Below are 13,277 nucleotides of genomic sequence, written 5' to 3' on the forward strand. Positions count from 1 at the left end.
GAATGCATCTATGGCTGGCCCACCGCATTCGCGAGCAAGCGTGCTCCCGCGACGGCCTGACAGCCGACCGGGATGTTGGATTTGACCGCGTACATATCCGTTATTTAGGTAACGGCCACTTAGGGTTCCGCCCTGACGGCGGCTCACTTTTGAACAGCGCAAAAGTAAGCAAAACGCTCTTGCCCCACCACTCGGCACCTCGCCTAGGCTCGGTGTGCCCGTAATTCGCCAGTGATTTGGGGGGCCGCCGCCACGCGCCATCCATGGCGCGGGGCGGCTAAACCGGCATCCCTGCCGGTTTACCCCCCAAATCCCTGGCGAATTACGGCCAGCGTGGTTTGATGGGGCGCCCGAGATCAAAAGCAGAGCAAGATCAAGATCAAAAGCGGCTCGCTTCGCATCGTGGTTAGCGTTGAGGGCTACAGCGTTGTGTAGATACACATGGCTATCGCGGGCAAGCCAGCTACCACAGTCTGATCGCGTGAACATCGTCAGATCCCACATAGCTTGCGCAACAACTCGGTGTCCAGGTGGTGCTCCACCAAGTCCGCCAAGCGCTCGATATCGCGCTCGCGCAGGCCGTGATAATCCACCTCTTGCACATCCTGCAACCCGGCCCAACGCAGCAACGCGCTGCACGCCGCCGGGGTCTCGAATAAGCCGTGCAGGTAGGTGCCTAGAATTTGCCCATCGGGGCTCTGTGCGCCATCGCTGCGGCCATCGTCCAGCAGCACCGCAGCGCTTGCCAAGGCAGCGCCGCAGGTTACCCCCGCATGGATTTCATAACCGCTGACGTCGGCGTCTTCCAACACCAGGCGTCCACGCACGTTGCGCAACTGCTTCTCTTGTTCCAGGGTGGTGCTGAACGCCAGTAACCCGAGGCCGTCGCTGAAGCCCGCAAGCCCTTCCAGGCCCAACGGGTCATGGACTTGCTCGCCGAGCATCTGCAAGCCGCCGCAGATCCCCAGTACCTTGCCGCCATAACGCAGGTGCCGCGCCACGGCGGTGTCCCAGCCATTGGCACGCAGGTAGGCCAGGTCACTGCGTACGCTTTTCGAGCCCGGCAGGATGATCAGGTCGGCAGCCGGTATCGACTGGCCCGGCCCGACGAACTGCAAGTCCACCTGGGGATGCAAGCGCAGCGGGTCGAAATCGGTATGGTTGCTGATGCGCGGCAGCACCGGCACCACCACCTTGAGCACTTGGGCGGCCTTGTCGATCTGGCGTTGGTCGATGCCGTCTTCTGCCTCCAGGTGCAGGTCCATCACGTAGGGCAGCACGCCGACCACCGGTTTGCCGGTGCGCGCTTCGAGCCAATCCAGCCCGGGTTGCAGCAACGCGATATCACCGCGAAAACGGTTGATGATGAAGCCCTTGACCCGCGCCTGCTCACTGGGTGACAGCAGTTCCAGGGTGCCGACCAGATGGGCGAACACGCCGCCGCGATTGATGTCTGCGATCAACAGCACCGGGCAGTCCACCGCTTCGGCGAAGCCCATGTTGGCGATGTCATTGGCGCGCAGGTTGATCTCGGCCGGGGAGCCCGCGCCTTCGACCATTACCACCGGGTAGGCCTCACTCAAGCGCGCGTGGGAGGCCAACACCGCTTGCATCGCAATGGCTTTGTAGTCGTGGTAGGCCACGGCATTCATGCTGGTAACGGCACGGCCATGGATGATCACTTGCGAGCCGGTGTCGCTGTTGGGCTTGAGCAACACCGGGTTCATGTCGGTGTGGGGCGCCAGGTTGGCAGCCTGGGCCTGCACCGCCTGGGCGCGGCCGATCTCGCCGCCTTCGGCGGTCACTGCGCTGTTGAGCGCCATGTTCTGCGGTTTGAACGGTGCCACTGCGATGCCCTGGCGTACCAGCCAGCGACACAGCGCGGTCACCAGGGTGCTTTTGCCGGCGTCAGAGGTGGTGCCCTGCACCATCAACGTGCTCATGTGGCGTCCTTGTAGGCGGCCAGGGCTTCGTCAAGGCGCAGCCAGTCGGCGTCGGTGTCGGGCAGGCCGAAGCGCACGCTGCTGTTGTGCACAAACAGGCGCAGCAGGATGCCGCGCTGGGCCATGAATTCGTACAGCCGTTCAGCGTGGGGGGTAATCAACCACTGGAACAATGCGCAGCCGCCGTGGGGTTGAAGGCCGCGGCGCTCAAGCAACTCGACCAGACGCTGGCCGGCTTCGATGCAACGACTGCGCTGACGCGCATGCCCGTCGGTGTCGCGCCGGCACACTTGGCCCAACACCCGCGTCGGCCCGCTGACGGCCCAGGGCCCGACCTGTTCGGCCAACAGCTTGAGCAACTTGCGCTCGGCCAGCACGAAGCCCAGGCGCACACCGGCCAGGCCGAAGAACTTGCCGAATGAGCGCAGCACGATCAAGCCGACCTGATCGGCATGCCTGGCCAGGCTCAAGTCCGGGGTTACGTCAATGAACGCCTCGTCCACCACCAGCCAGCCACCGCGCTGGGCCAGGCGTGCATGCCAGTCCAGCAGGCGTTGCGGGCTCAGGCTCAAGCCCGTTGGGTTGTTGGGGTTGACCACTACCAGCACGTCGAGGCTGTCGAGAAAGAAGTCGACTTCCTGCTCCTGCACTTCGCGCACCACATAACCGGCGCGACGCCAGGCTTCGGCGTGCTCGGCATAACACGGCGAAAGCACGCCGACCTTGCCGGAACGACGCAGGCGCGGTAGCAGTTGGATCGCCGCCTGGGAGCCCGGCACTGGCAGCAATGGGCCGGCGCCGTAATACTCGCTGGCAGCCTTTTCCAAGCCGTCATCGGTTTCCGGCAAACGCGCCCAGGCACGCAAGGGAATCTCGGGAATCGGCCACGGCCAGGGCGCCAGGCCGCTGGACAGGTCAAGCCAATCCGCTTCGGCAATGCCGTATTCAATCGCGGCCTTACGCAGCCGACCACCATGTTCAAGCATAGATTTGCGCCCCCACGCACAGGACCAGCAGCCACAACCATACGCCGCGCTGCACCAGTTGCCAGCCGCGATCAATGGAATCGGCGTCGGCCGGCGGGCCTTCGCCCAATGGCGGGCGCTGATGCACCTCGCCGTGATAAATCGCCGCACCGCCGAGTTCCACACCCAAGGCGCCGGCCCCTGCCGCCATCACCGGGCCGGCGTTGGGGCTGTCCCAGGTCGGGCCCTGGGTGCGCCAGCATTTGAGCGCCAGGCGGGTTTTACCCAATAGCGCGTAGGTTAAGGCCACCAAACGCGCAGGAATATAGTTGAGCACATCATCAATCCTGGCGGCTGCCCAGCCGAAACGCTCAAAGCGCTCATTGCGATAGCCCCACATGGCGTCCAGGGTGTTGCTGAGGCGATAGAGCACCACGCCTGGCACACCGGCCACCACGAACCAGAACAACGCAGCGAATACCGCATCGCTGCCGTTCTCCAGCACCGATTCGGTGGCCGCGCGGGCGACTTCAGTGTGGTCCAGTTCGCTGGTCTGGCGGCTGACCAGGTAACTCACACGCATGCGCGCTTCGTCCAGATCATCACGGCGCAGGGCCTGGGCCACCGGAGTCACATGCTCACCCAGGCTGCGCATGCCCAGGGCGCAGTACAACGCCATAATCTCCAGCAGCCAGCCGATATAGGGCGCCCACGACAACGCCGTGGCCAGCAGGGTCAGCGGCACCACCGCGATAAACCACGCGGTCACGCCATGGCTGCGCCAGCCACGCCCACCGCTATTGAAACGTTGCTCGATGCGCCCGGCAAAATTGCCGAACGCCACCAGCGGATGCCAGCGCTTGGGCTCACCCAGCAGCGCATCCAGCGCCACCGCAGCCACACACAGCAAGGCCACACTCATTGACTCACTCCCCACGCGTTTTCATACAGCATGTCACTCAGCGGTCGCGGCTCGGCCCAGCCTTGTAGCTGCAACATCGGTGCCGGGTAAAACTCGGCCACCGGCCCCAGGCACAACACTGCCAGGGGTTTTGCGCCGGGCGGCAAGCCCAGCAGCTCGGCCAGGGCCTGGGGATCGAACAGCGAAACCCAGCCCATGCCCAATCCTTCCACGCGCGCCGCCAACCACAGGTTCTGGATCGCGCAGGAGAGCGAGGCCATGTCCATTTCCGGCAAGGTGCGGCGCCCAAAGATGTGGCGCTCGCGGTCGTCCATCAAGGCGGCGACCAATACCTCGGCGCAGTCGTTGATGCCTTCGACCTTGAGCTTCATGAACGCATCGGAGCGCTCGCCCAACGCTTCGGCAGTGCGTACGCGTTCTTCTTCTACCAACTGTTGAATCTGGCTGCGCAATGAACGGTCGCTGATGCGGATAAAACGCCACGGCTGCATCAGGCCGACGCTGGGTGCCTGGTGCGCGGCGTGGAGCAGGCGTTGCAGCAGTTCAGGCGCGACGCTGCCGCCGCTGAAGTGGCGCATGTCGCGGCGTTCGGCGATGGCGCGGTAGACGGCGTCGCGGTCGGCTTGGGGGAATGCGTTGTCAGTCATGGCCTCTTCGCGAGCAAGCCCGCTCCCACATTTGAAATGCATTCCCCTGTGGGAGCTGGCTTGCCTGCGATAGCGGTCTGAAGGTCTGGCGCAAACAACGCGGCCACCGCGCCAGGATTCGACGGAAAATAAAAGTGTACGTAGGAGGCGGTCAATCGACCTTGGCGATAGACCGCTTCAGCCCCGCGCCCACCGTTAGGGCTAAGGCCACGGGCAATCGGCTCCCATTCGGTACTGGTCAGGGAATGGTGATAGGTATGCCCACGCAACGTCCCCTCCGGCAGCTCAACGCTTTGCAGCGCCAGGGCCGCGAGTTTCTTCTGCATCACTGCATCGCCTTGCAACAAGCCAACCAGTTCGGCGCGTGTACCCTCCACATCGGTCAACGAGTCGAGCAGATAGAGCATGCCACCGCATTCGGCGAGCAGCGGTTTGCCAGCGGCGTGATGAGCACGAATGGCGTCCAGCATCGCGGTATTGGCCGATAATGCCTGGTGGTGCAGTTCTGGATACCCGCCGGGCAAATAGAGGCTGTCAGCCTCAGGCAGCTGGCGATCATGGATCGGTGAGAAGAACTTCAGCTCGGCGCCCATTGCCCGCAACAGATCCAGGCTGGCGCCGTAGGTAAAGGCAAAGGCTTCGTCACGCGCCACGGCAATACGCACACCGGCCAGCAAGGGTTCGGCTTCGATCACCTCGGGCGCGGCAAAGGTCACCGGCGGCGGCAGGGCCACTTCGCAACTGCTGCCCAACGCCTGGGCGGCGGCGTCCAGGCGTACATCAAGGTCGTTCAGTTCGCTGGCTTGCACCAGGCCCAGATGGCGGCTGGGCAGTTCGATGCCGGTCTCGCGGGACAATGCACCGTACCAACGCAAGCCCTCGGTGAGGCTGCCTTCGAGCAGTTGCGCATGGCGCAGGGTGCCGACGCGGTTGGCCAGCACGCCGGCGAACGGCAGGTCGGGTTGATAGCGCGCCAGCCCCAGGGCCAAAGCGCCGAACGTCTGGGCCATGGCGGTGCCATCGATCACGCCCAGCACCGGTACACCGAAGTGCCGCGCCAAGTCAGCGCTGGAAGGCGTGCCGTCGAACAGGCCCATCACGCCTTCGATGAGAATCAGGTCAGCCTCCCCCGCCGCTTCCCAGAGCAGGCGGCGGCTCTCTTGCTCGCCCACCATCCACATGTCCAACTGGTACACCGGCGCGCCACTGGCACGCTCGTGGATCATCGGGTCGAGAAAGTCCGGCCCGCATTTGAACACGCGCACCTTGCGTCCCAGGTTGCGGTGCAACCGGGCGAGCGCGGCGGTGACCGTGGTTTTGCCCTGGCCGGACGCCGGAGCGGCGATCAATACGGCCGGGCAATGACGGGGCTGATTCAAAGTTCGACGCCTTTCTGTGCCTTGATACCGGCCTGGAATGCGTGCTTGAGCATGCCCATTTCGGTGACGGTGTCGCCCATTTCGATCAGCTCAGGCTTGGCGCCACGGCCAGTGACCACCACATGCTGCATGGGCGGGCGGGCTTGCAGGTCGCTGAGTACCTGGTCCAGGTCGAGGTAACCGTGCTTGAGGGCGATGTTCAGTTCGTCCAGCACCACCAAGCCGATGGAGGGGTCATTCAACATGGCCCGAGATACCGCCCAAGCCGCTTCGGCGGCGGCGATATCGCGCTGGCGGTCCTGGGTTTCCCAGGTGAAGCCTTCGCCCATCACATGAAAGCGCACCTGCTCGGGAAAGCGGCGGAAGAACAATTCTTCGCCGGTGCTGTTACGCCCCTTGATGAACTGCACCACACCGCATTGCATGCCATGGCCCATGGCCCGGGCCAGCATGCCGAACGCCGAACTGCTCTTGCCTTTGCCGTTGCCGGTCAGCACCAGCAGCAGGCCGCACTCGTTGGGGGAATTGGCGATGCGCTCGTCAATCACGGCTTTTTTGCGCAGCATGCGCGCCAGGTGGCGTTCGTCGCGGTCGGGGGAATCAGTCATGGCAGCTCTCCGTTGGGGCTGGACAAAAACGGCGGGCAGGAAAAAGAAAAACAGACAGCCAAGCATCGCCCACCGTGATGCTGTTGGATGATCCAGGCCGGTCTCCGGGCTCATGAGTGGCGCTTTTGATAGCTAGCAGCCGAGGGTGCGCCTTCCCATATCGCGTGCGATACAGTGGCAAACAGCACCGTCTTGACTCATTTACCGTTGCGGGGGCAGCGCCGGAATCGCGGCAGCACTGTGTACAAGTGCGCTCACTCACCGGCTTCCCTGTTTCACTCCGTCGACGCGTACGCCACAGAGCACCTGGAACAAGCCGCGAAGGTTAGTGGGTTGGGGGGGGAGCGTCAATTAAAGCTGGCCTTGTACTTGAACCATCCGCCGTTCGTGCTTCTCTACCCCTACAGGTATCAAGGAGAAAACCATGCCTAAAACCCGACTCGCCCTACTGATCATGTTCGCCGGTAGCCTCGCTGCGTGCGGCGAAAGCTCGACCCTGCAGGTCGCCGACGGCACCGGGCCCTCGCCCCGGCTGCCGGAGCCGAACAAGACGCTGATCCCCACCGTCAATATCGCCCCGGCCATCGGCTGGCCCGAAGGCGCCAAGCCAATCGCGGCCGCAGGCACCCAAGTATCTGCGTTCGCCGAAGGCCTGGATCACCCGCGCTGGCTCTACGTGCTGCCCAACGGCGACGTGCTGGTGGCCGAGACCAATGCACCGCCCAAACCGGACGACGCCAAAGGCGTACGTGGCTGGGTGATGGAAAAAGTCATGGACCGCGCTGGCGCCGGCGTGCCGAGCCCGAACCGCATTACCTTGCTGCGCGATGCCGACCATGATGGCGTGGCAGAAACTCGCACGGTGTTCCTTGAGAATCTCAACTCGCCGTTTGGCATGGCCCTGGTGGGCAACGACTTATATGTGGCCGATTCGGATAAGTTGCTGCGCTTTCCCTATCAGCCGGGTGAAACCGCGATCACCTCCCCCGGCACCAAGGTGGTGGATTTACCCGGTGGCCCCTTGAACCACCACTGGACCAAAAACGTGGTGGCCAGCCAGGACGGCAGCAAGCTGTACGTCAGCGTCGGCTCCAACAGCAACGTCGGCGAAAACGGCCTGGAAGCCGAACAGGGCCGCGCCGCCATCTGGGAAGTCGACCGCGCCAGCGGCCAACACCGCATTTTTGCCTCCGGCCTGCGAAACCCCAACGGCATGGCGTGGGAACCACAGAGCGGCAAGCTGTGGACGGCGGTCAACGAGCGCGATGAAATTGGCAGTGACCTGGTGCCGGACTACATCACCTCGGTCAAGGATGGCGGCTTCTATGGCTGGCCGTTCAGCTATTACGGCCAGCATGTGGATGTGCGTGTGACCCCGCAGAACCTGGACATGGTCGCCAAGGCCATCGCTCCCGACTATGCGGTAGGCCCTCACACTGCGTCGCTGGGGCTGACCTTCGCCGAAGGCAGCAAACTCCCCACCCCCTTCACGAATGGCGCATTTATCGGCCAGCATGGCTCCTGGAACCGCAAGCCGCACAGTGGCTACAAGGTCATTTTCGTGCCGTTCGAAGGGGGCCAGCCGAAAGGGCAACCGGTGGATGTGCTGACGGGGTTTCTTGATAGCGATGAGAAAGCCATGGGCCGGCCGGTTGGCGTGGTGATTGATCAGCAAGGGGATTTGCTGGTGGCCGATGATGTGGGCAATAAAGTTTGGCGGGTTTCTGCGGCCAAATAATCCATTTGAACAGCGCCACAAAAACAATGTGGGAACGGGCTTGCTCGCGAAAGCGGAGTATCAGTCAATAAATTTTCTGACTGAACCACCGCCTTCGCGAGCAAGCCCGCTCCCACATGGGGTGCTGTGTTCGGCTCAGGGGTTACGCGCAAGATTCGCTGGCAGTACCCGCTTGGCACTCAGGTAGGCATTCTGCCAATACGCTTTGGATAGCGTATCCAGCTTCACCGTACCGCCGGTTTGCGGCGCGTGTACGAAGCGCCCCTCCCCCACATAAATGCCCGCATGGCTGACCCGCGAACCACCACCGGTGGCGAAGAACAGCAGGTCGCCGGTCTGCAGGTTTTGTTCGCTGACGTCCTGGGCACGCATCACGATCAGTTCACGGGTGGTGCGCGGCAATGAGATGCCAGCAGCGTCGCGGAATACAAAGCCGATCAGGCCACTGCAATCAAAACCCGAGTCCGGTGTGTTGCCGCCCCAGCGATAAGGCGTGCCGACCAGGCCCAGCGCACGAAAGAGCACGTCTTCGGCAGCTGGCGAGAAATTCTGGGTGGCATAGTTGAACACCGGCTTAGGCTTGACCGCGACGGGCGCGGGGGGCGGTGTACGACTGGCGCAGGCGCTGAGCAGCGCGGCGCAAACAATAAGCATCAGGCGGGCCGAGGTCGACATGTGCAGAACAATCCTGGTCTGGATGCGGCTTTCGCTGCCGAACGTTGAAAACCAGAACGCGCAAGCAAAGCTCGCGCGAACGGATGACAACAATGTCCAGGGATTCTAGCGCTTACACGTCAAACTTCAAGTATCACTTTAACTTTACTTACTAGCGGTAACCGTGGTCGGGGCCATGGCGAGTGCGCGCTTGGCTTCGATGAAGGTTTTGCTCCAGTAGCTGTCACCCAGGTTATCGACCCGAACACCACCGCTGCGGCGGCTGCTGGAGTGAATAAACTGGTTATCGCCCAGGTAGATACCGGCGTGGCTGACACGACCGCGGCCACTGGTACTAAAGAAAAGCAGATCACCGGGCTTGAGGTTGTTTCGTGCGACCAACGGTGCATTCACGTTGATCATCTCCCGCGTGGAGCGCGGCAGATTCATGCCGGCTTCTTCACGAAACAGGTAGCCAATGAACCCACTGCAATCAAAACCGGCTTCCGAGGTGCCGCCGAAACGGTAACGGGTACCGATCAGGGACATGCCGCGCTCAAGGATGCTGTCGGCCAGAAGTGGCAGCTGGTAAGGCTTGCTGTCGGAGAACTCGGCGAGTTCTTTTTCGGTTGCCACCTCTTCTTCATAAACAGAAGCAGACTGTGCAGCAACGAACTTTGCCTGATTTTGAACCTGTGGTTTTTGCTGTTCTGCCACCTGCTGAGGGTGGGAGGCGCAACCAAACAACAGGGTAACGAGTGCGAGAGGCACGAGGGGTGCGAAGCGATTTAGCATGGGCACGACCGTGGCTGATGTGTAAAGAAGCCGAGACTATGCCCTCTATCACATCGATTTGCAAATTCAATCGCGATCTATGTGACTTATCGTTTCGACTATGCCATCTAAGCCGTGATTCCATTTATTGCTTCAGCTGCGTAGCCCTTAAGGCTCAAACGCAGGTTTTCTGACGCCTTGAAAATGCCGACATATGGAAAATCAAGACCTTACCAACCCAAGGTTTCTTTGAGGAAAGGGATCGTCAATTTTCTTTGCGCCTGTAAAGAAGCCTGGTCGAGCTGTTCAAGCAAATCGAACAGCGCGCTCATGCTGCGGGTACCACGGGTGAGAATAAAGTGCCCGACTTCGTCGGTCAGGTGCAGGCCACGACGGGATGCACGTAGTTGCAACGCACGCAGCTTGTCCTCGTCGGACAACGGGCGCATCTGGAAGATCAGCGCCAGGGTCAGCCGCGATTTGAGGTCAGCCAGCTTCACTGGCAGCTCACGGGGAGAAGTAGAGGCGGCAATCAGCAGGCGTCGGCCGCTGTCACGCAGGCGGTTGAACAGATGAAACAGCGCCTCTTCCCACTCTGCTTTGCCGGCCACTGCCTGCAGGTCGTCGAGACATACCAGCTCGTACTGCTCAAGGTTATCGAAGATGCCGATGCCGCGGTCCATCAACTCTGCCAGGGGCAGGTACACCGCCGGTTCGCCCATCTGTTCGAAACGCAGGCACGCGGCCTGCAGCAGGTGGGTGCGCCCCACGCCATGCTTGCCCCACAGATAGATCAGGCTTTCAGTCCACCCGGCGTCGGCTTCGCAGAGCCGCTCGACATAGCCGAGTGCAGCGGCATTGGCGCCTGGGTAGTAGTTGATAAAGGTAGCGTCATCACGCAGACGCACACCTAGGGGCAGCTGAATCGGTTTCATGCTGACTGAACGGCTCCCATCGAACCGTTAGTGGCCTCTGTGTAAAGTTTGCAAAGTTTATACCCGTGACGCCGGGCGCACAATGCAGCAGACCACAAGCAAAATCAAAGGTTTGCGTTAACTCGCAGGTTTACGCGAATTGTTTGACGCACCCGGCGCCAATAACAACAAACCCGGCCAGGGCCGGGTTTGTGACATTGCGATTACAACTCGGGCTCATCCACCCCTGTGTACACGTCCGAATCCTTGTACAGGTCGTGCACATGGCGCACCAGCACCATGATCACCGCCGCCACCGGCAACGCCAGCAGGATGCCGGTAAAGCCGAACAGCTCGCCACCCGCCAGGATCGCAAAGATCACCGCCACCGGGTGCAGGCCGATTCGATCGCCCACCAGCAGCGGCGTCAGCACCATGCCTTCCAAGGCCTGGCCGACCATGAACACCGCGACAATCCCCAGCATCGGGTACAGGTCGCCGCCAAACTGGAACAGCCCCGCCACCAACGCCGCGCCGATGCCGATCACAAAGCCCATGTACGGCACGATGGCCGCCAGGCCCGCGATCAAGCCGATCAACAGCCCCAGCTCCAGGCCGATCGCCATCAGGCCGGCAGCGTAAATCACGCCCAGGGCCAGCATCACCAGCAACTGGCCACGCACGAACGCGCCCAGCACCTCATGACACTCCGCCGCCAGGGAAACCACGCGCTCTTCGCGGTCACGGGGCAGCAGGCTGCGGATCTTGGCCATCATGATGTCCCAGTCTCGCAGCAGGTAGAACGCCACTACCGGGATCAGCACCAGGTTGGTCAACCAGCCGATCAGCGCCAGGCTCGACGCGGTTGCCTGGCTGAGCACCACCGTAACGATGTCGGTGGTCTTGTCCATATGCTCGCTGATGGCCGCCTTGACCTTGTCGAACTTCCAGAAGCCATCCGCCAGCCCGAACTTGGACTGGGCCCACGGCATTGCCGTGTGCTGCAACCAGTCGAGCATCTGCGGCGCCAGTTCATAAAGACGGAACAGCTGCTTGGCCAACATCGGCACCAATATCAACACCAGCGCCGTGATGATCAACGTGAACAGCGCAAACACCGTGATCACGCCCCAGGTGCGCGACATGCCGACTTTTTCCAGGCGATCCACCACCGGATCGAACAGATAGGCGAGCAGCAGCGCCACCAGGAACGGCGTCAGGATCGAATGCAGCAAGAACACAAAAACGCACAGCAGGACAATCCCGCCAAGCCACACCCAACGACGCGTATCCGCCATATACCACTCCATCTGTTATCTACGCCCTTCTTCTATATAGAAGGAGGAACACCGTTTACCAACGAAAACGCAGTTGCGCCTGGGGCTCAGGTGCAGCAGCCGGTTGCGCGCCATCGACCACGACGGGCTGGGCCAAGGTTTCGCCAGCAGGAATTTCCTGCAGCTTGGCCAAGCTCAATTGGGTCCGCAGTTGTTCGGCGCTGCCATTGACGCGATACACAATCCGGTTGCCATCCACTAACTGCGGCTGGCCGCCAAAGGGCTCGAGCAAGCGACCCAGGGCGGCGTAGCGCTCCAGGTTCATGCCTTGCACCTCAAGCAGTTGCTCAGTGCTCACGCCCGGCTTGACCGCAAAGCGTGGCGCCAGCTTTTGGCTGACCGCCAGCAATACCGCATCGGCGAGCGCGGCAGTGTCAGCGCCTTGGGCGGTGCCCTCCTCAGCCTTGTCGCCCAGCCACAGGCGCCATTTGGCCTGCCATTGACTGCCTTCCTGACGCGCATGCACCGCCAGCAACGCATCGGCACCGTAGCGCTCGGACGCTGCACGCAAAGGCGTGGCGTCCGGACTTTCAAGATTCGGCGCGGTGGCGACTACCTGTTCATCCAGGTCTCCCAACGGCAAGCGCAGCGGCAGCCCCCGGTGTTGCGCGGCCCGGCGCAGGGCCTGGGCAACGGCCTGGCCATCGCCGACCAGGCTGCTGCCTTCAGTTGAATCGTTCAGCCACCAACCCAGGATCGACGGCCGGTTGCTGCCCCAGATCGACAGGCCCGCATCACGCAAGGCGCGGTCGGTGCTGACCGGGTCGAAGTCCACTTGCAGGCTTTCCGGCGGGCCGGCGTCGTAGCCGTACTGGCTGATGATTTGTTGCGGGTCTTTGCGGATCGCCGCCAGGCCCGGGCCATCGGCGGCCTTGGCGTCGCCGGTCAGGCGGATCACCAGGGTCTGAACGGCACGCTGGGTGGCTTGGTCGCGCTCTTGGGGCGACTGGCTGCTGACTGGTTCAAGTACTTGATAGAGGCCATTGAGGGTTTCGGCATGACTCGCCAGGCTGACCAACGACAAGCAGCCTACAAAGAAGAATTTACACAGACGCATGGAAGATTCCCGAACGACAAATTTAGCGGTTGGAACAGACCGCGTGATCTCGGTTTGGCAAGGCTGTGACACAGCGACCGGTAAAACATTCACAGGGTCCCGGTAAGTTTTCATACTGTCATAACGCTAGCGAGTTCAAGGCTATACCTTAATACGCACGATTACCGGCCCGATTTGCATTTTTTTGAGCTCATATGCCCTGCCCGTCGGCCCGAGGATGGCCGCTGCCCCTCAAGCCTGATAAAATCGCGCGCCTTCGCAGACCGTCAACGGCAGGGCCCTTTTCAAAAGCCCCGGACCGCACGGTCGTTACACAGAAATCCGCCCTAAAGGCATGGA

Annotated in this window: 12 protein-coding genes and 1 riboswitch; of the genes, 1 reads left to right on the forward strand and 11 read right to left on the reverse strand. The window is 61.9% G+C overall.

The window, feature by feature from the left end:
* Positions 1-491 precede the first annotated feature (491 nt).
* From MF6394_RS30700 to cobO, 6 genes are read right to left on the reverse strand one after another with little or no spacing between them, the layout of a single operon-like run.
* On the reverse strand, positions 492-1,943 hold the full coding sequence (locus MF6394_RS30700) for a cobyric acid synthase (RefSeq protein ID WP_078468170.1): 1,452 nt from the start codon (positions 1,941-1,943) through the stop codon (positions 492-494).
* Positions 1,940-2,929 carry a threonine-phosphate decarboxylase CobD gene (cobD, locus tag MF6394_RS30705; protein WP_078468171.1) on the reverse strand — a complete coding sequence of 330 codons (990 nt, stop codon included), beginning with the start codon at positions 2,927-2,929 and terminating at the stop codon, positions 1,940-1,942. Before cobD ends, MF6394_RS30700 begins: the two co-directional genes overlap by 4 nt.
* Positions 2,922-3,830, reverse strand: coding sequence for an adenosylcobinamide-phosphate synthase CbiB (gene cbiB / locus MF6394_RS30710; protein WP_078468172.1), 909 nt, complete (start codon positions 3,828-3,830; stop codon positions 2,922-2,924). Before cbiB ends, cobD begins: the two co-directional genes overlap by 8 nt.
* Positions 3,827-4,477, reverse strand: a complete 651-nt coding sequence (gene bluB, locus MF6394_RS30715) for a 5,6-dimethylbenzimidazole synthase (RefSeq protein WP_078468173.1) — start codon at positions 4,475-4,477, stop codon at positions 3,827-3,829. The genes cbiB and bluB overlap by 4 nt, the downstream gene beginning before the upstream one ends.
* Positions 4,474-5,856: a cobyrinate a,c-diamide synthase gene (locus MF6394_RS30720; RefSeq protein ID WP_044268413.1), complete on the reverse strand. Its 1,383-nt coding sequence runs from the start codon at positions 5,854-5,856 to the stop codon at positions 4,474-4,476. The genes bluB and MF6394_RS30720 overlap by 4 nt, the downstream gene beginning before the upstream one ends.
* Positions 5,853-6,464 carry a cob(I)yrinic acid a,c-diamide adenosyltransferase gene (gene cobO / locus MF6394_RS30725; protein ID WP_005790169.1) on the reverse strand — a complete coding sequence of 204 codons (612 nt, stop codon included), beginning with the start codon at positions 6,462-6,464 and terminating at the stop codon, positions 5,853-5,855. Before cobO ends, MF6394_RS30720 begins: the two co-directional genes overlap by 4 nt.
* Positions 6,465-6,542: 78 nt before the next feature.
* Positions 6,543-6,789, reverse strand: a riboswitch (cobalamin riboswitch).
* Positions 6,790-6,888: 99 nt separating this feature from the next.
* Here cobO and MF6394_RS30730 point away from each other — a divergent pair.
* The gene (locus MF6394_RS30730) at positions 6,889-8,202 is read left to right on the forward strand and encodes a PQQ-dependent sugar dehydrogenase (RefSeq protein WP_078468174.1); all 1,314 of its coding nucleotides are present in this window, start codon (positions 6,889-6,891) and stop codon (positions 8,200-8,202) included.
* Positions 8,203-8,337: 135 nt separating this feature from the next.
* Here MF6394_RS30730 and MF6394_RS30735 read toward each other — a convergent pair whose 3' ends face one another.
* From MF6394_RS30735 to MF6394_RS30755, 5 genes are all read right to left on the reverse strand, one after another.
* On the reverse strand, positions 8,338-8,877 hold the full coding sequence (locus MF6394_RS30735; protein ID WP_032895899.1) for a C40 family peptidase: 540 nt from the start codon (positions 8,875-8,877) through the stop codon (positions 8,338-8,340).
* 144 nt (positions 8,878-9,021) lie between these two features.
* Positions 9,022-9,651, reverse strand: coding sequence for a C40 family peptidase (locus MF6394_RS30740; RefSeq protein WP_003193051.1), 630 nt, complete (start codon positions 9,649-9,651; stop codon positions 9,022-9,024).
* A gap of 209 nt (positions 9,652-9,860) precedes the next feature.
* Entirely contained in the window at positions 9,861-10,565 is a 705-nt protein-coding gene (gene hda / locus MF6394_RS30745; protein ID WP_003193052.1) for a DnaA regulatory inactivator Hda, read from the reverse strand.
* Between the two features lie 203 nt (positions 10,566-10,768).
* On the reverse strand, positions 10,769-11,842 hold the full coding sequence (locus tag MF6394_RS30750) for an AI-2E family transporter (RefSeq protein WP_003193054.1): 1,074 nt from the start codon (positions 11,840-11,842) through the stop codon (positions 10,769-10,771).
* Positions 11,843-11,897: 55 nt separating this feature from the next.
* On the reverse strand, positions 11,898-12,938 hold the full coding sequence (locus MF6394_RS30755) for a DUF2066 domain-containing protein (RefSeq protein ID WP_047711522.1): 1,041 nt from the start codon (positions 12,936-12,938) through the stop codon (positions 11,898-11,900).
* Between the last annotated feature and the right edge of the window lie 339 nt (positions 12,939-13,277).

Origin of the sequence: Pseudomonas sp. MF6394, assembly GCF_002018845.1 — a bacterium.
Classification (GTDB): domain Bacteria; phylum Pseudomonadota; class Gammaproteobacteria; order Pseudomonadales; family Pseudomonadaceae; genus Aquipseudomonas; species Aquipseudomonas lactis.